Here is a 20,540-nt window from a genome sequence, read left to right on the forward strand (position 1 = left end):
CCGCCGCAAGGCTCTGGATCAGATCCTTTGTCAACGTGACCTAACAGAAACTAAAAATTCTTTCCAAAAAAGAACGAACTCCACCACCACTGATAGGAGCAAGTGATATTAGAAACAATTTCCCCCCATATATTACAGAGAAACCTGCTCCATCATTATGCCCGGCGCGCCAAAGCCAGTTTCAGACTGAACAGCAGAAAGACGCCCCCTGTCAGACGATCCATACGGCGCACCACGACGGGGCTGGACAAAAACCGCCCCAACGGGATGGTCAGCGCGACCAGCAATCCAAGCCACGCGAAAGACAGCACTGCCTGAATAGCCGTAAGGAGCAAAGAAAATTCCTGAACATTGACATGTGGCGGAATGAACTGCGGCATGAACGTCATGTAGAAGACGCCAACCTTTGGATTGAGCAGATTACTCAAAAGGCCACGACGAAACGCGGCTCCAGCTTCCGGGCGGTTTGTCAGTTGCCCGACAGCAGCTTCTTCCTGCTCATGAGCAAGCGAGGAGCGTGGATGAAGCAACAGCTTGATGCCCATCCATCCCAAATAGAGCGCCCCTGCCAACTTAACGGCCGTGAACGCCGTTTCAGAGGCGGCAAGCAGGGCCGTCAGGCCGAACGCCGCACCCAACCCCCAGACTGCAAGCCCAAGACAGATTCCCAGAACGGCGGCCAACCCGGCTTTCCAGCCCGATGTCGTGGCTGTTCGCAAGGTCATGGCCGTATCGAGACCTGGGGTCACGGTGAAAATCGCTGCGGTGGCGGCAAACGCAAGAAGGGGAAGCAGATAGGGATGCATGGCCAAACCATACACCCGCTTCTTCTGCCCCCCAATCCCCGATCAGGCCAGTTCAACTTCCTTTTGAACGGCCGGCATACGGATCAGGTAATCAAAGGCGGAAAGAGATGCCTTCGCCCCCTCGCCCATCGCAATCACGATCTGCTTGTAGGGCACAGTCGTCGCATCACCAGCCGCGAAAATGCCCGGGACAGACGTCGCACAATGGTCGTTAATAACGATCTCACCATACGGACTCAGGTCCAGAGAACCCTTGAGCCAGTCCGTATTGGGTAGCAGCCCGATCTGCACGAACACACCATCCGTCTTGATGTGATGCAGCCCACCATCCGCATCGCTGTAGGTCAGGCCGGTCACTTCCTTGCCATCGCCTTCGATCTTCGTGGTGAGCGCGCTCATCAGAACCGTGACGTTTGGCAGGCTCAGCAGCTTGTCCTGCAAAACCTTGTCCGCCTTTAGATGCGCGCCACGCTGCAGAAGCGTGACATGGGACACGATGTTGGCCAGATCAATCGCAGCTTCCACACCACTATTGCCGCCCCCGGTCACGACAACCGGGCGTCCCTTGTAGAATGGGCCATCGCAATGCGGGCAATAAGCCACGCCCTTCGTGCGATAGTCTTCCTCGCCAGGAACACCAAGCTGACGCCAACGCGCCCCTGTCGCCAGAATAATCGTCTTGGACCGCAGGGTCGCTCCGCTTTCCAGAACAATCTCGTGCAATCCACCTGGCTGCTTTATGGGAACCAGTTTCGCAGCTTTCTGGGAGGCAATAATCTGCACGTCATACTGGCGCACATGGGCTTCCAGCGCTCCGGCCAACTGCGGACCTTCCGTTTCCTTCACGGAAATGAAGTTCTCGATCCCAGCTGTATCCATGACCTGTCCGCCAAAGCGATCAGCCACAAGTCCGGTCCGCAGGCCTTTACGCGCTGCATAGATGGCAGCCGATGCACCGGCAGGGCCAGCGCCCAGCACAAGCACATCAAACGGTGCCACATCCTTCAGCTTGGCAGCTGCGCGCTCAACGGAAGACGCATCCAGCTTGGCAAGAATATCCGCGACTTCCATACGGCCAGATGCGAATGGCTCCCCGTTCAGATAGACCTGAGGCACAGAACGGATACCGAGACGCTCCACTTCTTCAGGGAAGTCCGCGCCATCAATCGCCGAATGATGGATCTTCGGGTTCAGAACGCTCATGGCGTTCAGAGCCTGCACGACATCCGGGCAGTTCTGGCAGGACTGGGAGAAATACGTCTCGAAATGGAAGTCCCCATCCAGCGCCTTGATCTGTTCAACAAGATCGGCCTCGATCTTGGGCGGGTGCCCACTGACCTGAAGCAGACCCAGAACCAGAGACGTGAACTCATGCCCCATGGGCAGGCCAGCAAACGTCACCTGTTCCACGGAACCGGCACGGCGGATCACGAAGGAGGGGCGGCGCGATGCTGTTCCGGCGTCGGAAAACGTCACCTTGTCTGACAGGCTGGCAATATCTTCCAGCAATCCGCGTACTTCGGCAGAGCGGTCGTCAGAGCCAAGCGTGGCTTCGAGCACGACGTCGCTCCGCAGGTACTCCATATAGGCGCGCATCTGGGTTTTCAGGTCGTCCTGAAGCATCGTTTTCTCCAGCGGTTTTGTAAGAAAAAATTCTTGTCAAAATCCTGCCTCTCCTGGAGAGGCAGGAGGATGGTGAGGCTGTCCTGCCTCACCGGGCAGGATCAGATCTTGCCGACGAGGTCGAGGGACGGCTTCAGCGTTGCGCTGCCTTCCTTCCACTTGGCCGGGCAGACTTCACCCGGGTGGCTTGCGACGTACTGTGCAGCCTCGATCTTGGCGAGCAGTTCGGTCGCGGAGCGGCCAACGCCACCAGCCGTGATCTCAATGTACTGAACCTTGCCTTCCGGATCGAGCAGGAACGTACCACGATCAGCCAGACCAGCTTCTTCGATCAGCACACCGAAGCTGCGGGAAATGGTGCCCGTCGGGTCGCCAAGCATCGTGTACTTGATCTTGCCGATGGCCGGGGACGTGTCGTGCCAGGCCTTGTGCGTGAAATGCTTGTCCGTGGAGACAGCGTAGAGTTCAACGCCCAGCTTGTCGAAAGCGGCCTGGTTGTCAGCGAGGTCTTCCAGTTCCGTCGGGCAGACAAACGTGAAGTCAGCCGGGTAGAAGAAAAAGACGGACCACTTGCCGCGAACGTCTGCGTCCGTGACGGTCAGGAACTTGCCGTCGCGGAATGCGTCGGTCGAGAAGGGTGCCAGCGGCGAATTGATGCGAACCATCAGAAGGTCTCCTGCTTTGTCGCTCGTGTTGTGTTGCGGAACCTATGTCCCACAGAATGAGAGGGACAGGAAACAGTTCCTGTCAATATGATTGATCGGTCAGACCGAACAGAGATTAAACCCTCATCAGCAATGCCTATCTTATATCAGCGCCACTGGCCAGACCTTCAAGCCCACTGCCGCTGAAAGGCATTCAGCTTTGCAAGATAGGTTTTCCGTTGCGCCGCACTGATCCAGGAGGCTTCAAAGCTGTTGCGTGCCAACGTCAGAAGATCCTGCTTGCTCAGGTTTGCATCCCCCTGCGCCACAATCAGGCTTTCCGCGACGTAATCGCCCTTCATGTAAGCCGGATCATCGGACGCTACAGTCACTTTCAGGCCACGATCCAGCATCCCGCGGATGATGTTGATGTTCTCGCCATTTTCCCGCAGCCACCCACAGGCAACAGGACAGACTGTGAAAGCAGTTCCCCGACGCTTCGCAATCGCCACGAGATCCGGCCGCTCCAGAATATTGCCGCCATGGTCGATCCGGTCTGCCTGAATGTCTTCCAGAACCTGCCGGATATGCTCATGCGTATCGAACTGGTTCAGATCGCAGTGCATCGTCAGGTGGAAACCTTCCTTCCTCGCCCGGGCAAAAACATCCCGGAACTTGTCAGGCGGGTTGTTCTTCTCGTCTGAATCCAGCCCAATACCCACGATATGCTGGCGGTACGGAAGCGCACTTTCCAACGTCTTCATGGCGGATTCAGCAGTCAGTTCCCGCTCGAAGCAGAGCACAAGCTGAGAGTCGATTTTCAGGTTCTTCCGGGCATCTGCCTGCGCGCGGGTCAGACCATTCATGACTGTGGAAAAAGCAATGCCACGATCCGTATGCATCTGCGGATCAAAGAACATCTCGGTGTACAGAACGTTCTGGGACGCGGCTTTCGTCAGATAGGCATAGGTCAGCTCATAGAAATCCTGCTCCTTGAGCAGAACAGTTTTGCCTTCGTAGAAAATTTTCAGAAAGCTCTGAAGATCGTGGAAGTTGTAGCTGTCCCGCATCTCTTCCACGGTCTGATAAGGAAGCGTCACACCATTCCGTCGGGCGAACCGGAATTTCATTTCCGGTTCCAGCGTTCCCTCAAGATGCACATGCATCTCAGCCTTTGGCATAGCGTAAATAAACGCCGTCAGATCATCACTGCCGGGAGACGGCACTGCCGCTGCTCGGGCGCCAAGTGCGAAAGTCCCCGCAAAAAGCGTCGTGTTTGCCAGAAAGGCCCTGCGCCCGAACTTCATCCTGTTTTCCTTCTTATCCCGTCGGCAAAATCAGCCTGACCATCTGACAGGATGTTGCGAAGCCGATCTGATAACAAGACGAGAAAACAGGATGACCCGGATGGATTTTGCGATCAGGCGGTTAGACCACCGTCCACCGGCAGGGAAGCACCCGTGATGTAGGAGGCTGCCGGGCTGGCAAGGAAACCTACAAAATCAGCGATATCCGCTACATTGCCGTAAGACTCCGTCGCCGTGAAGCTGCGGATCAGTGCAGCACCTTCGCCATCTGCCGGGTTAAGATCGGTGTCGATCGGACCTGGCTCCACAACATTGACGGTGATGCCCTTTGGTCCCACGTCACGTGCAACACCCTTCGCGAAACCTTCCAGAGCCGCCTTCGTCGCCGCATATAGGGAAATCCCCGGGAAAGGCGCCCGCGCGCCGAATGCAGAGCCAATGTAGATCAGACGACCGCCCTGCCCCATGTGCTTTACGGCTTCCATCGTCTCAACCATGACGGCACGCACGTTAAGGTTCAGCACTTTGTCGATCTGCTCAACACTCATCTGGTCGATAGGGCCATAGGGGTAGATACCAGCATTACAAACCAGAGCGTCCAGACGACCGAACGTCTCAACAGCTTTGGCAACAACCGCAATATTGCCTTCTGCCGTTCCGCCATTAGCCTTGATGGCAACGGCCTTACGGCCCTTGGCTTCGATCTGGCTGACAACAGCCGCGGCAGCCTTTTCGTTGCTGGCATAGGAAATGGCAACGTCATAACCATCTGCGGCGAGACGAAGTGCGATTGCGGCACCGATACCGCGGGAACCACCGGTCACAAGAGCAGCGCGCTGGGACATGGTTCTTGATCCTTCCTCTGGAAAATGTGTGGAACCTTATACGCCCTGCAATCAGGTGTGTCTTCCAGGCACGCATGACCCTTTGAAATTTTTAACAGGTAAAACCGCACTTCCATATTTTTAAGTTCGATCATATCTATAATTCCATGAGCTATGTCCCCCTTTCCGGCCTGTCCCTGCGAGACATCGAATATGTCGTGGCGGTGGACGATCTCCGCAACTTTTCCCGTGCCGCCGAGCGCTGTGGTGTCAGCCAGGCTGGCCTGTCCGAACAGGTCCGCAAGCTCGAACAGCTTCTGGATGTCACACTGTTCGAACGCTCGCGCCGTCATGTCGCGCCCACCCCGGATGGAGAGCGCCTGATTGCACTCGGTCGAGACGTTCTGGCGGCCGCGCGCAATCTTCTGGAAGTGGCGAGGGCACGCACAAGCCCATTGGATGGCATCCTGCGCCTTGGCGTCATCCCAACACTCGGGCCGTATTACATTCCGGGCATCCTGCCCCATCTGCGGAACGGCTATCCAAACCTGCAGCTTCGCCTCACTGAAGGCATGACCGACACTCTGGTCCACGCTCTGCGAAACAACGAGCTTGATCTGGCACTGATGGCCCTTCCCGCACCGTCGGATGCTCTGGAAACCATTCCGCTCTTCGAAGAGGCATTTCTGGGTGTCTTCCCGGCGACACATGAGCTTTCCGGCAAAAACAAGATCTCTCTGAAGCAGCTTGGTCGCCCTGATCTGCTCCTGCTGGAGGACGGACACTGCCTGCGCGATCAGGCGCTCTCCATCTGCCCGACGGTGCCCCGTCAGCGTGAGCCCAGACTGGCAACCAGTCTTGAAATGCTCTGGCACATGATTGGCGCCGGGGAGGGCTTTTCCCTGATTCCAAAACTGGCCCTGCGGAACAGAATGGATTTTGAGAGCCTTATTACCATACGCCCACTCTCTGAACCTGAAGCCAGCCGGACGATCGGTCTTGCCTGGCGTGCCTCTGACCCACGCGCATCAACGTTCCGCGAGCTTGGTAAATTTCTCCGTCAGAATACGCCTGATGGATGCAAAATATATTCAGCCTGAACCGCGGGTTCGCCATGACGTTCACACAGAGCACAAAAGAACAAACAAGACGCACACACGCCCAGGATCGTGGTCTCAACAAAAAGGCCCGAAACTCACACCCTGAGACGCACCCCGGATCAGGTGCGGAGAAAAGAGGCTTTCTGTGAAGAATGTGCTCATCGGTACATTCCTGCGGCGCGCGGGAGCACCCGAAATTCTGGGCATCATTCCCGGCCTGAGTATCAACGACCCTCTTCTGGCTGCCGTTCTGGACTTCGACACACCACTCCTGCTGTTGCACGAAGGAACAACGCATGGCGAAGGGCCAGTCTGGGATACCAAAGGAAACCGTCTGCTTTGGTCGGATGTCATATCCCGCCGACTGATGGCATGGCATCCGGACGGTCATGTGCACACGGTGCTCGACCCTACATGGTTCATCAACGGCAACGCCCTGCTCCCGGATGGAACAATGGTCCATTGTGAGCATGGGCGACGCTGCGTCAGTCTTTCTTGCTCTGGAAAAGAGGCGCTTCCTTTCATCACCCATTATCAGGGTGGAAGACTGAACGCCCCTAATGACATTGTTCTCGGCCCAGACGATACAATCTGGTTTACCGATCCTGTCTTCGGCATCCGTTCACCACGCGAAGGGTATATCGCTGATCCCGAACTGCCTCATCGCAGCGTTTACCGATATCACCTGCCCAGCGCCACGCTGACACGCATGGCGGATCTGGATCAGCCGAATGGTCTGGCTTTTTCACCGGACGGTCAGACGCTGTATGTCTCGGATACATCACGGGCGATCGGGGGCGCCACCCACTCCATTCAGGCTTTCACTGTCACAGAAGACAGCACGCTTTCTGAGGAGCGCCCTTTCTACAGCATTGAAAACGGTATTCCCGATGGACTGACCGTTGACCAGCGGGGTTGGATCTGGACGACGGCTGGCGACGGCATTCATATTCTGGATCGTTCAGGATGTCCGCTGGGCTTTATCCCCCTGCCCTACACGCCCACCAGTTGTACATTCGGCGGCCCCGACAACCGCCGCCTGTTCATCACCTGTAACCAGCATCTGCTGGCACTGGATCTCCGGGATTAACATCCGGACATGACTGACCAAAAATTATTTGGACGTATCACACGCCTTCTTTGAGCCCGGGAAATCCGAGCAGACAACCTTCCCCATGCTCCACTGATAGTCTTTTTCGTCACTAGCCATACCGTTCGGAGTGACCTGCGTCATCACGGCGGAGAGTTCCGAAACATGCCCCGCGGTATACTTCAGTTCGATATATCCGTTGTAAGCGCCAGGGTTCTTGTTGGCACTTTCGAAATAACTGGCTTTGTGATCCTTGCCCGGCACACCAAGAATTTGCGTGACCTGTGCAGGCGTTGCTTTCTGGAGGCTCCGAAGCAGGTCTTCCGTAAAGCTGCGGCACGTCACATCCGGGCGTTCATCTTCACCGGGAAGCGCCGTCCAGCAACCATTCTGACCGGGGAACCCGGACGCCGCCGACGCAGTCCCGGCTGCGCCGAACAGACTTCCCGCCACCAGCATGAGGCCCATTGCGCGCTTTACTGTCATCATTCTGTCCTGCTCCTGCCGGTCTGTTCGTCATCTGCCAGATAGGGTCGGCAGGTACTTCTCAACTGGTGCTCTTGGGATAAAGCCGGTTGACCACCTTTTCCATCGTCAGCCCCTGCACGACGATTGTAAAGACCACAACACCATAGCAAACCGGCAGCAGCGTTTCCCGAAGCTCGCCCGGCGGTAACCCCAGAGCCAGAGCTACGGAAATGCCTCCCCTGAGCCCACCCCAGGTCAAGACACCGAGAGCCTTTCCACGCTCACCTTTCTGAAGATGAACCGGCATTGTGGAAAGAAAGACACTCAGCCCACGGACAATGACGGACAGGGGAATAATCAGCAGGGTCGCCACCAGATTTGGAAGATGCGGCGTGATTTCCAGAAGCTCGAAGCCAATCAGCAGAAACAGAAGAGCATTCAGGATCTCGTCAATCAGCCCCCAGAACGTCGTCAGTTCCTGACGGGAATTCGCAGGAATGGCGCGCTTACCTGCATCAGTGGCCAGCCACATCCCCGCCACAACGACCGCAATCGGCCCTGACATATGCAACGCACTTGCAAGACTATACGTACCTGTCGCCAGCGCCAGCGAAGCAAGGAGGTCAATCTGCATGTCCTCCACACCTCGAATGATCTTCAGGGTGAGCCAGCCCGTCACCCCACCCAGAAAACCACCCCCCACAGCCTCGATCAGAAACCGTACGACAAAGTCCGTCATGGCAACGCTCTGCACTTCGCCTGTCGCCACGCCGATCACCGTTCCGAAAATTACGACGCCCACACCGTCATTGAACAGGCTTTCACCCGCGAAAACGGCCTGCAATGAGTCTGGCAGGCCCAGCCGACGCAGCATCCCCACGACCGAAACCGGGTCGGTTGGCGCAAGGATGGCCCCCAGGACAACGCACCAGCTAAACGGCACATGCATGCCCAGCAGCGGAAAAACAAACCACGCCGCTCCCGCAAGAAGCGCCACGGCCAGCACCGTTCCGAAAATTGCGAGTGCTGCAACGGCTTTTCCACGCGCAAGCAGAAGTCCCAGATTAACCTGCATGGCGCCTGCAAACAGCAGGAAGGACAGCGCCCCTTCCAGAAAAGTCTCGGGCAGATTGACCTGCCCCAGCAGAGAGCGGGGAATGTGCTGAAGATCATAGCCGGGGATCAGGGGATTGATCAGCATGACCAGCATCGAAATGACCATGGAAATCAGAAGAATGCCGATTGTCATGGGCAGTTTGAGCAGACGCTCGTTCAGAACTCCAAAACACGTTGCCCCGACCATCAGCAACGCGAAAAGCCCTAGTGAATTCATTCGTTCTGCTCCCCCGTCAGCGCATCATGCACTGACCTTCCGCCGCCCACCCGCAAGTCCATCACGACGTATCTTCATACCGTCCATCAGACACAAAAGCTTCTGTAACAGGCAGAGTTTCCCCGGAAAAACTTCACCATATCGCGGTTCAGGGTTTCGATGTGCCATTACTTCGAAGATGCGGCAGCCGACTGGCCAAAAATCCGGCAACCGCTGCCTCTTCAGCGGACAAACCATGCTCCGGCATATCCAGAACATCCTGTGCGCGCTTTTGGAAAGCCGTCCGGAGTGTTCCATCCAGATGACCATCCACCACACAGGGATTGATATAGCTTTTCCGGCAAACGGCAGGCGTATTGCCAAGCCGTGCCGCCACGGATTTTACCGCCTCGACAACCTGCTTTTTTGCTTTCGCTTTCGTGTCATAACCGCTGAAGGCACACAGCGTGACGGCAGCCAGTTGCGTGGCAGCCCAGGTACGAAAATCCTTGGCGGTAATGTCTTCGCCAGTAATGGTCTGAAGATACTCATTCACGTCCTGTGAATGGACGTCATGCCGTTCCCCATTTTCGTCCAGATACTGGAAAAGTCGCTGCCCTGGCAGATCTTCCAGTCTGGAAACAAGCCGCGCCAGTCGGGCGTCGGACATATCCAGGTGCTGTTCAATCCCATGCTTGGCCCGGAAATCAAGCGTGACATGCTTTCCATGTACATCCACATGCCGGTGCCGCAAGGTCGTCAGGCCATAGCTCCGGTTTTCGCGCGCGTACCGGTCATTCCCGATACGAGCCATGGTCCGTTCCATGATGAAGACAATCGCCGCGAGAACACGCTCACGATCCAGCTTCTTTCGCGCCAGATCCTTTGCAACCTGTGCTCTCAAAGCAGGCAGATGTTCACTGAACACAAGCATTCGACCAAACTTGGCGACGTCCCGTGTTTCCCGCCATCTGGGATGATAACGATACTGCAACCGCCCCCGGGCATCCGTGCCTACAGCCTGCAAATGACCGTCCGGGTCAGTACAGATCCAGACGTCACGATACGCCGGTGGAATACCCAGACGTTTCAGACGCGCGATGACCTGCTGATCCGTAATACGGTCGCCGGCAGGATCGTAATAGGCAAATCCCTTACCCACTTTTCGGCGTGTAATTCCCGGCTCAGTCCGGTCAACATAATGCAGCCCCGCGCGCCTGGCCTGTTTCTGCTCTGATGAAAGTCGTGCCGTCACGATTCTGTTGTTTCCTCTCCGTGCGCCTGTAACAGCGTGCTTCAAGAGCGGGAGTTTCGTCAGATCCGCTTACGGTTCCTGATACTTCCTGACATGACACCTGCTATTTTGCAGGCGACGTACAAAAAGGATATTTCACAACAGGGAAACCGCCATGAAACGATTGTTCTGGGGATGCGGACTGCTCCTGCTTACAAGCTGTGCGTCTCACACACCTTCCGACATGTCGGAAACTGCCGATGGCAGTGAGGGCGCACCTTATACCCAGACGGCTGGAGGCCCAGGTGGGGGACATGGCGGCAGCAACAGTCTCTGGTCAGACGTGTTCCGCACAGCCCTTCAGACCGGAATGGGCTTCATCCATCACTGAACGAAGCCAGAATCCTTACTTGTCCTCGTAGCTCAGTCGCCACTCGGCAGGCTCCGCATCTGCGAGAGCGTACCATTCCTGCATGAGCGGATGCGCCAGTAGCGTCTGAACCCATGTCTTCACAGCCGGATCAACATCCAGCTGATAGGTCTGAATCCGGATGGCGACAGGTGCGTACATGCAGTCAGCAACCGTCATACTCCCCCCGAACAGGTAAGGCGTGGCCGTACCGGATCGCAGAAGCGCCCCCTTCAGTGTGTCGCTCAGCAGGGCAACATCCTTGGCAAGATCTTCGCCGATCTCTGCCAGAGGGGCAGGAACGCGCTCCACATCCATCGGGCAGTTCTGCCGGATCGGGCGAAAACCGGCATGCATCTGCGCGCTGATGCTCCGGGCATGGGCACGCACCACACGATCCTGCGGCCAGAGAGACGGCTCATGCTCGGCACAGTATTCGCAGATCGCCAGACTTTCCCAGACATGCGCGCCGTCATGCTGAAGATACGGCACCAGCTTGTTGGGAGAGAGCGCATGGATTTCCGTGGTCTTGCCACCGCCCTTCAGCGCAATGACCTTTTCCTCAACATCCAGCTTCGCCAGTTTGACAGCCAGCCAGCCCCGGAGGGACCAGGACGAATACCGCCGCGACCCGATCAGAAGTGTCCCCGCCATGCTTACGCTCCCGCCAGAATAAACCCGCCGCCCAGAACACGGCTTCCATCATACAGAACACAGGCCTGACCCGGCGCAGGCATGGCCGGCTCCAGCAGTTCGACGACTGCTTCACCGTTTGCCAGTGGCTTCACAACCGCATCCCGAAGCTTTTCGCGAGCGCGAATCTGGACGCCACAGGAGACGCCTTCAGGCGGCGCATCAATCAGCCAGTTCATATCCCGCAAACGGATTGTCTTGCGCGTTTCGACTTCGGTTGCCTGAACCCGCGGTCCAACGACAATCCGGCGCTTGGGCACATCAATCCGCGTCACCATCTGGCGTTCACCAACAGCCGTATGGATATCTCCCAGCCGCTTGCTCTGACCAACCGTATAGCGCGCAACGCCTTCATGATGCCCAAGGACCTTGCCCTGCTCATCCACGATCTCGCCTTCACCCCGAATTTCGGGACGAAGTTTTTCCACGATATCGACGTAAGACCCGCTTGGCACGAAGCAGATGTCCTGACTGTCCGGCTTGGCCGCGATTTCCAGCCCAAGCTCCTGCGCCAACTCACGCACATGCGCCTTGTCCGGCATTTCGCCAAGCGGAAAGCGCAGGTAATCAAGCTGGTCTTTCGTCGTCGCGAACAGGAACCAGGTCTGGTCCCGCTCCGCATCAACAGGGCGATGCATTTCTGCGCCATCCGGGCCTTCCACGCGACGGACATAATGGCCGGTCGCCATGGCTTCACAACCCAGATCACGGGCCATCCCCAGAAGATCCGTGAACTTCACGCCCTGATTGCAGGCCACGCAAGGCACGGGGGTTTCCCCGCGTGCATAGGCGTCCGCGAAGTTCTCGATCACGCTGTCCCGGAAACTGCTTTCCGCATCAATGACGTAATGCGGGAAGTCCAGCTTATCCGCCACGGCACGGGCATCCATGATGTCGCGCCCGGCACAGCACGCGCCCGGCTTGGACGCCTGACCGTGATCGTAAAGCTGGAGTGTCGCGCCAATCACCTCGTGGCCCTGCCGTTTCAGAAGGGCGGCCACTACGGAGCTGTCCACGCCTCCCGACATGGCAACGAGGATACGCATGGTCTTCAGCCCGCCTTCGGAAGCTGAACGGTCAGGCCATTCAGGTCTTCGGTCATAACGATTTGGCAGCCCAGACGGGACGTCTGCTCAAGGCCGAATGCCAGGTCGAGCATGTCTTCTTCATCGTCGGTCGGCTCGGACAGCTTGCCAGCCCATTCCGGGTCCACGATCACATGGCAGGTAGCGCAGGCCAGCGAACCCTCACAGGCACCTTCAAGGTCAATGTCGTGCTTGTGGGCGATTTCCAGCACCGACAGGCCAACAGGGGCGTCAACTTCACGGCGGGCACCGTCACGTTCGATAAAGGTCATCTTGGGCATGGGCTGTCCGTCTTTTTCAGTCTCTTGAAGGTTGGCAGGTACGGACAGCCTCGATCAAAAGAGCCGCCGCACGGTCAATACCGGGCTTGGAGGTAGAGCGTCCGACCGACAGGCGCAAGCACCGCGATGCTTTCTCTGCAGAAAGTCCCATCGCCGTCAGCACATAGGACGGTGTAATTTCCGCCGCCGAACACGCCGATCCCGTAGACATGGCCACGTCCGGAACGCGTTCAAGGATGTCCGTCGCCCGCACACCGTCTGGCAGACAGATATTCAGAGCACCGGGCAATCGGGAGGCCTCGCCGCCATTCAGTTCGCAGTCCGGGAGCGCCGTTTTAATCTGCCCCCACAGATCATCGCGCAGGGCAGAAATCTGCTGAATATCTGCCTCCAGCCGCTGTGCAGCCAGTTCCGCCGCTTTCCCCAAACCGACAACCAAAGGCGTAGGAAGCGTCCCTGAACGAAACGCCCTTTCCTGTCCCCCACCTGAAAAGAGCGGCTGCAACCGAACACGGGGCCGACGCCGCACATACAACGCGCCAATCCCTTTCGGGCCATACATCTTGTGAGCGGAAAAAGACGCCAGATCGACGTCCGCCAGCGAGACGGGAAGCTTCCCGGCCATCTGCGCCATATCGGTGTGAAACAGGGCGCCTGCCCCCCGCACGATTCGTGACAGAGCCGGAATATCCTGCAACACGCCCGTCTCGTTATTAGCGGCCATGATGCTCACAAGCAGGGTTGGAACTTTCAGCGCATTTTGCAGTGCTTCAGCATCAACCTGTCCTTGAAAATCCACGCCCAGAACAACAGGCTCGAACCCTTCTGCTTCCAGATCCCGGACGGATTCCAGAACGCACTTATGCTCTGTGGCGACCGTAATAACCCGGCGGCGCTCATCACCCATACGCCCAAAATGCCGGACGCCCCCCTTGATGGCGAGGTTGTTGGCTTCCGTCGCACCAGACGTGAATACCAGTTCGCGCGCCTCCACACCCAACAGATCAGCCACACCCTGCCGCGACTGCTCTACAGCCTGAGCCGCCTTCTGTCCCGGTCCGTGCACGCTGTGCGGATTGCCATAATCCTCGGCAAACCACGGCAGCATCGCGTCCACGACAGCCGGATCGCAGGGCGTGGTCGAAAAGTAATCCAGATAGATCATGAAACAGCCTTCCGCAGACGCGCTGCCATGCGCTCATATGCCGCACAGAACGCCTCAACCTGCTCTTCCCGCACATTCCAGGGCAACGACACGCGGATGGCCTGACTGGCGCCAGTCGTTTCTCCCATGGCTGTCAGCACATGCGATGCCGAGACTTTTCCGGAGGAACAGGCCGACCCGGCAGAGACGCAGAACCCGTCCAGATCCAGCGTCATAAGCTGCACCTGAGCCGCGACACCGTCGAGAATGAGGCAGCTCGTATTCGGCAGGCGCGGAACATCACGCCCAGCAACGCGCGCCCCAACTTCCATAGCTGCCTGCTCGACACGTTCCCGCAAACGATCAACATGGCTCCAGTCCTGCTTCTGTGCCTCTTCAAACGCAGTCGCCATGCCGAGAATTGCAGGGAGCGGCTGTGTGCCCCCACGCCGTCCACGTTCCTGCCCTCCACCGATCATCAGCGCATCGATCGGCTCATCCTGTGGCAGAAGCAGCGCACCCGCTCCCTTCGGGCCACCCATTTTGTGACCGGACAGTGCGACACTGCATTCCGTCAAGTCGAATGAAACACGCCCGGCGCTCTGAACAGCATCCACATGGAGATGCGCGCCCGAGTCGCGGCAGAGTGTTGCCACATCGCGCAACGGTGACAGGACACCGGTTTCGTTGTTGGCGGACATGACGCACACCAATGTCGGCACACCATCGGACAGTTTTTTCCGCAGGTATTCGAGGTCAAGAAGACCCTCTCCGTTCACAGGAATAATGTCCGCTTCAGGAGCTGCCTTGCGTACAGCATCGTGCTCCGTTGCACCGATCAGGATGCGCCGCCCACGACCGAACGCATGAATAGCCATGGCATCGGCCTCGGTGCCCCCTGACGTAAACACGCAAGTCCCGGGAATCCGCCCGAAACCGGCACTGATCTGGCCGCGGGCATTTTCCAGAAACCGTCTGGCTTCACGCCCTTCCGCATGCACGGAAGAGGGGTTGCCAGACAGCATCAATCCTTCCAGCACAGCCTCCCTTGCTGCAGGGCGCAGAGGCTCGGTTGCATTGGCGTCAAGATAGGTCGGAGCGGATGCGTTCGTCATGTTCCCTAGATCGTGCAGAGTTGCAGGAATCGCAATCCCGAGTCGATTTTGGTGGAAATTCGGGCTTTCAACTCGATATACAGACGCCCACCGGAAGGCAGGGCCGTAATCCTGCCGGACATAGAGCGAGAGTATACATGCCTGAAGTGATGTTCGCCGGCCCAGATGGCCGGCTTGAGGGTCGTTACCACCACTCCAGCGAACCAAACGCTCCCCTCGCCCTGGTGCTGCACCCCCATCCGCTCCACGGCGGCACCATGAACAACCGCATTACCTACACGATGTACCGCAGCTTCGAGAAGATGGGCTTCTCGGTCATGCGCTACAATTCGCGCGGCGTTGGCCGTTCGCAGGGCCGCTATGATGGTGGCATCGGCGAGATCTCCGATGCGGCCGCAGCCCTTGACTGGATGCAGATGGTCAACCCGAACTCCAGCGAACTTTGGATCGCAGGATATTCGTTCGGTGCGTTCGTCGGCATGCAGCTTCTGATGCGTCGTCCGGAAATCAGCGGCTGGATCAGCGTTGCTCCTCCTGCCAATGACTATGACTTCGGCTTCCTCGCGCCATGCCCCTGCGGCGGCCTGATGATTGCTGGCGGCAAGGACGAAATGGCACCAGAGCCAGGTATCCGCAAACTGGTGGACAAGCTGAACACGCAGAAAAACGTCACGGTCGATTATCGTATCTTCGACGATGCCGACCATATCTTCGCCAAGCAGGCAGACCGCGTTGGTGAAGCACTGGAAGATCACGTCATGACCATGCGCGGCCGCAAGGCTCTCGCACTGGCTGCTGACTGAACAAATCTGACAGTCTTATGAAGAAAAAGGCCTGCGCCCTCCGGGACGCGGGCCTTTTCTTTTGGAGCTCTTGCTGAATCATATACACTATGTAACGATTGTTACATGAACATCCGGAAAGACGTCCTTCCCGTCCAAGTGACGGACCTCACCAAGCGCTTCGGCAGCTTCACAGCTCTTGATGGCGTGTCCTTCACTGTAAAACCCGGCGAAACCGTCGCGCTGCTCGGAAGAAACGGTGCTGGAAAATCCACTCTCATCGGATGCTTGATGGGCTTCCTCGTGCCAGATCAAGGCTCTGTGGACCTGTTTGGTCAAAACGTTCTGGACCTTCCCAGGGACCTGCGCGCCAGAACCGGTTTCGTTCCTCAAACCATGACGGGGTTCGGGGCGTTCACCGTTGGCAAGCTCATTGATTACATTGGAGCGTTCTACGGTACGCTGCCGCCAATTGACCCAGCCCTTCTCCGCTGGGCAGATCTGGATCCCAAGAAAATTGTCAAAAGCCTCTCCGGAGGTCAGCGCCAACGCCTCGCAATCCTGCTGGCCATGCGTCACGAACCGGACTTTCTGGTGCTGGATGAGCCCGTCGCCAGTCTGGACCCGCACGCCCGACGGGATTTCATGAATCTGCTTGGAGACTATGCGCGCCGCACCGGTGCCAGCGTTCTGATTTCCTCGCATATTCTTTCCGATCTGGAGCGTCTGTGCTCCCGCCTGCTATTCCTGCGTCAAGGGCAATTGGTGCTGGATGTTCCAACCACGGTGTTCCGTGCCACAACGCGCTGGCTGGATCACGCGACACCGCACATCCTCAGCGATCTTCCCTTCCAAATCATTGGACAGCGCGAAACGGGGTTTCTGGTGCATGGATGGTCTGAAGACGTCATCCTGCCTGAAGGGACAACGATTTCAGTACCCGATTTCGAGGATGCCTTCCTTGAAATCACCGCCACACGGACTGCCTGATCCATGGCATCACTTCGTCTCTCGCCGCTGGAATGGTCAGATCTGCGCAGGGCGCTTGGCCTTTACTTCACCTCGACGTTCCTGCGCAGCAACTATATGCTGCTTATGCTCGCGTGCTGGGTGGTCGCTGCCGCAGTAACGCTCTGGAATATCCATACTCTGCTCAGGCATGAAACACTGGCGCAGGCTCTGTCACACACCAATATTTTCAATGCCATTCTGGTCATTATGGTCGCCCAGAGTGTTCTCCAGCTTCATGCGAACAACCAGATCGGCGGGTCTCAGGCTCCTTCCATTCCAGGTCTGGCGCTTGCCGAAGCCCGAGCCGCGAGCATTGTCGCCGGCGTTACCATTCTGGGGTTTGCAGGTCTGACGAGTCTGCTCCCGGTTCCGTTTCACGACGCCCTGTTCTTTGTCCTGTTCAACGCCATTCCCTACGCTGTGCACTGGTATGCCCCCCCGCGTGAACAATCTGGCAAAAAACGGGTCACCATTCTTTTCTTTGGCATCGCTCTGATGGCGGGACAGTTTGCACTGTTACTCGTTTCAGATGCCGCATACTGGATGCTGACACGACCGGCTGTTCTGACCATCCCCGCCAGCATCATTCTGTTTATCGGGCTGATCGGAAGTATCCTGTCTCTCCCGAACCGGCTGCACGACAGCAAGTCACTTTCACCATCTGCGCATGAGCAGCCTCTCCCGGTGGAAAGTACGCGCTCTGGCCCCGTAGGACCCTCCGCGCAGAAACCCCTGACGCCCTATCAGCTCCGTCAGATGCTTCTTGCCCCCACTGCCCCTGTTACTTTCAGAACTGATATTCTGATAAGCCTGATCCTCATCCCCGTGTTCCTGTCGGTCTTTGCAATGATAGAGGTCTTTCTTTCCCATCGCAGTTTCAGCGCGGCATGGGTTAAGTCCGTTGGAACGGGCTGCGTCATGCTGGTGATCGGGGACAAATGGCTGCTGGACCGACAACACTGGCCTCTTCTGCTCGTCACCGGGCGGTTCGGAAGCCGGCTGAAGTTCGTACAGGCAGTTTTCAAAGCCAAACTGTCCCGAATGCTGATTGTCACACCGATCCGTGTCCTCAGCCTTGTTGTGCCTTATGCTTTCCTGAAACCCCTGTTTCCTGCAGACGCTTTTTATGACGCGCTGGACCTGATCGTCCTGGCCGTTGGCATGACCCTCTGCTCTGCCTTGCCATTTCTGTTGTTACGCTCCCCGGCAAAATCAATTGTTTTCGCCTTTAACCTCGCCCCGGTCCTCCTGATCCAGCTCTGCTCACCTTTCCTACTGAGCCTCAGACATGCCGCGTATCTGGCTATCACAGCGCTTATCCTGGGACTTCTCAGCTACGTCTTTGCGCCCTATCGGATCAGCCGGTCAGACTGGCCTTACGAAAACGAGTGAGGGAGCATCAAAACCCATCCACCGGCACAAAACCGCATATGTCGTCCACCAGACACACAGAAGCGTGATAAATATTGGCGTTGATTATTTTCAAAATATTTTCCCGCTCAGAACTGCGAAAAAATAATATCGGCTTTATATCGTAATATTTCTTGGAGCCTATACCTGGCCCGTTGTCAAAAACCTCGCATTCTTGTCATTCAACCGTCATTATTTATCATGAAATATGCCCGTCTAGGGAAATGGGCTTGACCATTCACCCAATCAGACAATGGGGCGCGGCGTACAAGCCGTTACGACTATGCAGGTGTTTGCGAGACAATGGGTGGCATCCCTGGGGCTGGTTTGCGCCATGACCTCAGGGCTCACGCTGAGATCCGGTGAGGCACATGCCCAAGCCTCATCAACAGGCACGACGGAAGGACATGCAGGATCATCAAACCCGCAATCCCTTCACCAAAAAAGCAATGCCAGGAACCGCGTCCGAACCATCCGGCCCGCGCCCAAACCTGTAACCCCGACACCCGCGGGGCCAGGAACAAGTGACCTGTCACAGGCTTCGACGACCGACGAAGGATTTCTGCCAGCAAGCCTGCATGACTGGATGAAGCAGAGCACCATGACAGGAAACTGGGGTGGCTGGCGGCCATGGCTGACAGACAAGGGCGTCAATATCACAGGCCACTACTTTCAGGATTCAGCCGGCAACCCGATGGGCGGCAAATCCCAGAACGTGAGGTATGCGCACGAAATCGGCCTGAATTTCGATTTCGACCTCAAGAAACTAACCGGTTACAGCATTGGCCTCTTCCACTTCATCGTCACCTCCCGTGCAGGACAGGGGCTTGGCGCCAAACTCCCGGCCCTGAACAGCCCGCAGGAAATTTACGGTTCTCCAACGGTGCGCCTGTCCCTGCTGTCATGGGAAATGCACTGGAACCGCTACGTCGCGACAACGGTGGGTGAAATCAATTCCGAAACCGACTTCGAAACATGGTCCATGTACTGGGGCATGAACAACTACTGCCAGTTCCAGACCAACGCCATCTGCGGCATGCCACAATCCATCGCTTACAACTCTGGCTATGGCTACTACCCAACTGCCCATCCCGGCGCGTGGGTGAAATTCTATCCGGCGGGTAACGATCATTATTCCATCCAGTTCGGCGTCTATTCCGCCGACCCGACGATCGGCAACACGCATAATGGCTGGAAACTGAACCTGCATGGCGCAACCGGGACATTCCTGCCGTTCCAGCTCGTCTGGCATCAAGGTGGCAAAGATGACTACAGCGGCCCTCTGCAGACCAACATCAAGATCGGTGGCTACTGGGATACGTCGCAGGTCAACAACGTATACTCCCAGTATGGATTATTTGAAATTCCTAGTAACTATCTAGTTAGTGCACCAACGGCAAAAGTTCGCGGGCGCTTCGGTGGATGGTTCCAGTTTGACCGGATGATCCAGCGGGATGCTGCGGACTCTCATCGTGGCACATCGTTCTTCGCCTCCTTCACATGGGGCGACCCGAGAACCGCTGTCGCCCCCTATTTCGTGGACTGGGGCCTCACCCGCAAAGGCACATTCAAGAACCGTCCGGACGATACTGTCAGCCTCGGCATGAAGTTCCTCTGGGTCAACGCCAAGATCAGCAACTGGGTCGCGCAACTCCAGAAGGACGGTGCCACGGGACTTTATCGCCCCAGTGGAGAACACGCCATCGAATTGAACTACGGCTGGCGCCCAACGCCCTGGCTGCTGATTCGCCCCGGAGCCCAGTATATCTGGAGCACAGGCGGAACAAATCGGTACAAAAATCCATTGATACTGGATTTTGAGACCGGAATTACTTTCTGAAATTCAAATACAGATCAATGATTGTGAAATATTTCCAAAATTCATTTCAAATCGACAGAACCTCACCTTCTACAGGAGATACCTTTCATGCCTGTTCCTAACCGCAACAGGACCCTGACGGAATGGCTGACGCTACTTCTCGGGGTCGTTATTCTTCTCGTGGGCCTATTCTTCGTCATTGGGGGTGCTGACCTCGCGATGCTGGGTGGCTCTACCTACTATGTTCTCTGTGGCATTCTGCTGGTCGGCAGCGGTGTTTTCATGCTCATGGGCCACACGCTCGGCGCTTTCCTGTATCTGGGCGCTCTGGCCTACACATGGGTCTGGTCCTTCTGGGAAGTCGGTTTCAGCCCCATCGATCT

At 57.0% G+C, this 20,540-nt stretch carries 21 protein-coding genes; 8 read left to right on the plus strand and 13 right to left on the minus strand.

The window, feature by feature from the left end; translation table 11 throughout:
* Positions 1-155: 155 nt before the first annotated feature.
* The 5 genes from B7444_RS15295 to B7444_RS15315 form a co-directional block, all read right to left on the minus strand.
* Positions 156-806, minus strand: coding sequence for a LysE family translocator (locus B7444_RS15295; protein WP_186810577.1), 651 nt, complete (start codon positions 804-806; stop codon positions 156-158).
* A 42-nt stretch (positions 807-848) separates the two neighbouring features.
* A complete protein-coding gene (gene ahpF / locus B7444_RS15300) occupies positions 849-2,429 on the minus strand; it encodes an alkyl hydroperoxide reductase subunit F (protein WP_007281519.1) in 1,581 nt (526 codons plus the stop codon).
* 101 nt (positions 2,430-2,530) lie between these two features.
* A complete protein-coding gene (gene ahpC / locus B7444_RS15305) occupies positions 2,531-3,094 on the minus strand; it encodes an alkyl hydroperoxide reductase subunit C (RefSeq protein WP_007281520.1) in 564 nt (187 codons plus the stop codon).
* A gap of 167 nt (positions 3,095-3,261) precedes the next feature.
* On the minus strand, positions 3,262-4,380 hold the full coding sequence (gene add, locus B7444_RS15310) for an adenosine deaminase (RefSeq protein ID WP_007281521.1): 1,119 nt from the start codon (positions 4,378-4,380) through the stop codon (positions 3,262-3,264).
* 113 nt (positions 4,381-4,493) lie between these two features.
* Entirely contained in the window at positions 4,494-5,225 is a 732-nt protein-coding gene (locus B7444_RS15315) for an SDR family oxidoreductase (RefSeq protein WP_007281522.1), read from the minus strand.
* Between the two features lie 146 nt (positions 5,226-5,371).
* Between B7444_RS15315 and B7444_RS15320 the strand changes: the two genes are divergently transcribed.
* Complete coding sequence (locus B7444_RS15320) at positions 5,372-6,304, plus strand: hydrogen peroxide-inducible genes activator (protein WP_007281524.1); 933 nt, start codon at positions 5,372-5,374, stop codon at positions 6,302-6,304.
* 145 nt (positions 6,305-6,449) lie between these two features.
* Entirely contained in the window at positions 6,450-7,394 is a 945-nt protein-coding gene (locus tag B7444_RS15325; protein WP_007281526.1) for an SMP-30/gluconolactonase/LRE family protein, read from the plus strand.
* A 24-nt stretch (positions 7,395-7,418) separates the two neighbouring features.
* Here the strand turns inward: B7444_RS15325 and B7444_RS15330 are convergent, their stop codons facing one another.
* From B7444_RS15330 to B7444_RS15340, 3 genes are all read right to left on the minus strand, one after another.
* Entirely contained in the window at positions 7,419-7,883 is a 465-nt protein-coding gene (locus B7444_RS15330; RefSeq protein ID WP_007281527.1) for a hypothetical protein, read from the minus strand.
* Positions 7,884-7,941: 58 nt separating this feature from the next.
* On the minus strand, positions 7,942-9,195 hold the full coding sequence (locus B7444_RS15335) for a cation:proton antiporter (protein WP_007281528.1): 1,254 nt from the start codon (positions 9,193-9,195) through the stop codon (positions 7,942-7,944).
* A gap of 148 nt (positions 9,196-9,343) precedes the next feature.
* Complete coding sequence (locus B7444_RS15340; protein ID WP_007281530.1) at positions 9,344-10,429, minus strand: DNA topoisomerase IB; 1,086 nt, start codon at positions 10,427-10,429, stop codon at positions 9,344-9,346.
* Positions 10,430-10,583: 154 nt separating this feature from the next.
* Here B7444_RS15340 and B7444_RS16890 point away from each other — a divergent pair, with 154 nt between their 5' ends.
* Entirely contained in the window at positions 10,584-10,799 is a 216-nt protein-coding gene (locus B7444_RS16890) for a hypothetical protein (RefSeq protein ID WP_035729391.1), read from the plus strand.
* A 15-nt stretch (positions 10,800-10,814) separates the two neighbouring features.
* On the opposite strand, the gene B7444_RS15350 is transcribed toward B7444_RS16890, so the two are convergent.
* The 5 genes from B7444_RS15350 to B7444_RS15370 are packed head-to-tail and all read right to left on the minus strand — an operon-like array spanning position 10,815 to position 15,135.
* A complete protein-coding gene (locus B7444_RS15350) occupies positions 10,815-11,471 on the minus strand; it encodes a glutathione S-transferase family protein (RefSeq protein WP_007281533.1) in 657 nt (218 codons plus the stop codon).
* A gap of 2 nt (positions 11,472-11,473) precedes the next feature.
* On the minus strand, positions 11,474-12,556 hold the full coding sequence (mnmA, locus tag B7444_RS15355; RefSeq protein ID WP_007281534.1) for a tRNA 2-thiouridine(34) synthase MnmA: 1,083 nt from the start codon (positions 12,554-12,556) through the stop codon (positions 11,474-11,476).
* Between the two features lie 5 nt (positions 12,557-12,561).
* A complete protein-coding gene (locus tag B7444_RS15360) occupies positions 12,562-12,876 on the minus strand; it encodes a ferredoxin family 2Fe-2S iron-sulfur cluster binding protein (RefSeq protein WP_007281535.1) in 315 nt (104 codons plus the stop codon).
* A gap of 16 nt (positions 12,877-12,892) precedes the next feature.
* Positions 12,893-14,041: a cysteine desulfurase family protein gene (locus B7444_RS15365; RefSeq protein WP_007281536.1), complete on the minus strand. Its 1,149-nt coding sequence runs from the start codon at positions 14,039-14,041 to the stop codon at positions 12,893-12,895.
* On the minus strand, positions 14,038-15,135 hold the full coding sequence (locus B7444_RS15370; protein WP_007281537.1) for a cysteine desulfurase family protein: 1,098 nt from the start codon (positions 15,133-15,135) through the stop codon (positions 14,038-14,040). The genes B7444_RS15365 and B7444_RS15370 overlap by 4 nt, the downstream gene beginning before the upstream one ends.
* A 137-nt stretch (positions 15,136-15,272) precedes the next feature.
* On the opposite strand from B7444_RS15370, the gene B7444_RS15375 reads away from it, so the two are divergent.
* The 5 genes from B7444_RS15375 to B7444_RS15395 all read left to right on the plus strand — a co-directional run.
* Positions 15,273-15,938 carry an alpha/beta hydrolase gene (locus B7444_RS15375; protein ID WP_007281538.1) on the plus strand — a complete coding sequence of 222 codons (666 nt, stop codon included), beginning with the start codon at positions 15,273-15,275 and terminating at the stop codon, positions 15,936-15,938.
* 105 nt (positions 15,939-16,043) lie between these two features.
* On the plus strand, positions 16,044-16,907 hold the full coding sequence (locus B7444_RS15380; protein ID WP_007281539.1) for an ABC transporter ATP-binding protein: 864 nt from the start codon (positions 16,044-16,046) through the stop codon (positions 16,905-16,907).
* Positions 16,908-16,910: 3 nt separating this feature from the next.
* Positions 16,911-18,320, plus strand: a complete 1,410-nt coding sequence (locus tag B7444_RS15385; RefSeq protein WP_007281540.1) for a hypothetical protein — start codon at positions 16,911-16,913, stop codon at positions 18,318-18,320.
* A 301-nt stretch (positions 18,321-18,621) separates the two neighbouring features.
* Positions 18,622-20,178: a carbohydrate porin gene (locus tag B7444_RS15390; protein ID WP_007281541.1), complete on the plus strand. Its 1,557-nt coding sequence runs from the start codon at positions 18,622-18,624 to the stop codon at positions 20,176-20,178.
* Positions 20,179-20,265: 87 nt separating this feature from the next.
* Positions 20,266-20,540 (plus strand): hypothetical protein (locus tag B7444_RS15395; RefSeq protein ID WP_048855218.1); only part of this gene is annotated, 275 nt, incomplete at its 3' end.

Source organism: Gluconobacter thailandicus F149-1 = NBRC 100600, from assembly GCF_000964465.1.
In the GTDB taxonomy this organism is placed as follows: domain Bacteria; phylum Pseudomonadota; class Alphaproteobacteria; order Acetobacterales; family Acetobacteraceae; genus Gluconobacter; species Gluconobacter thailandicus.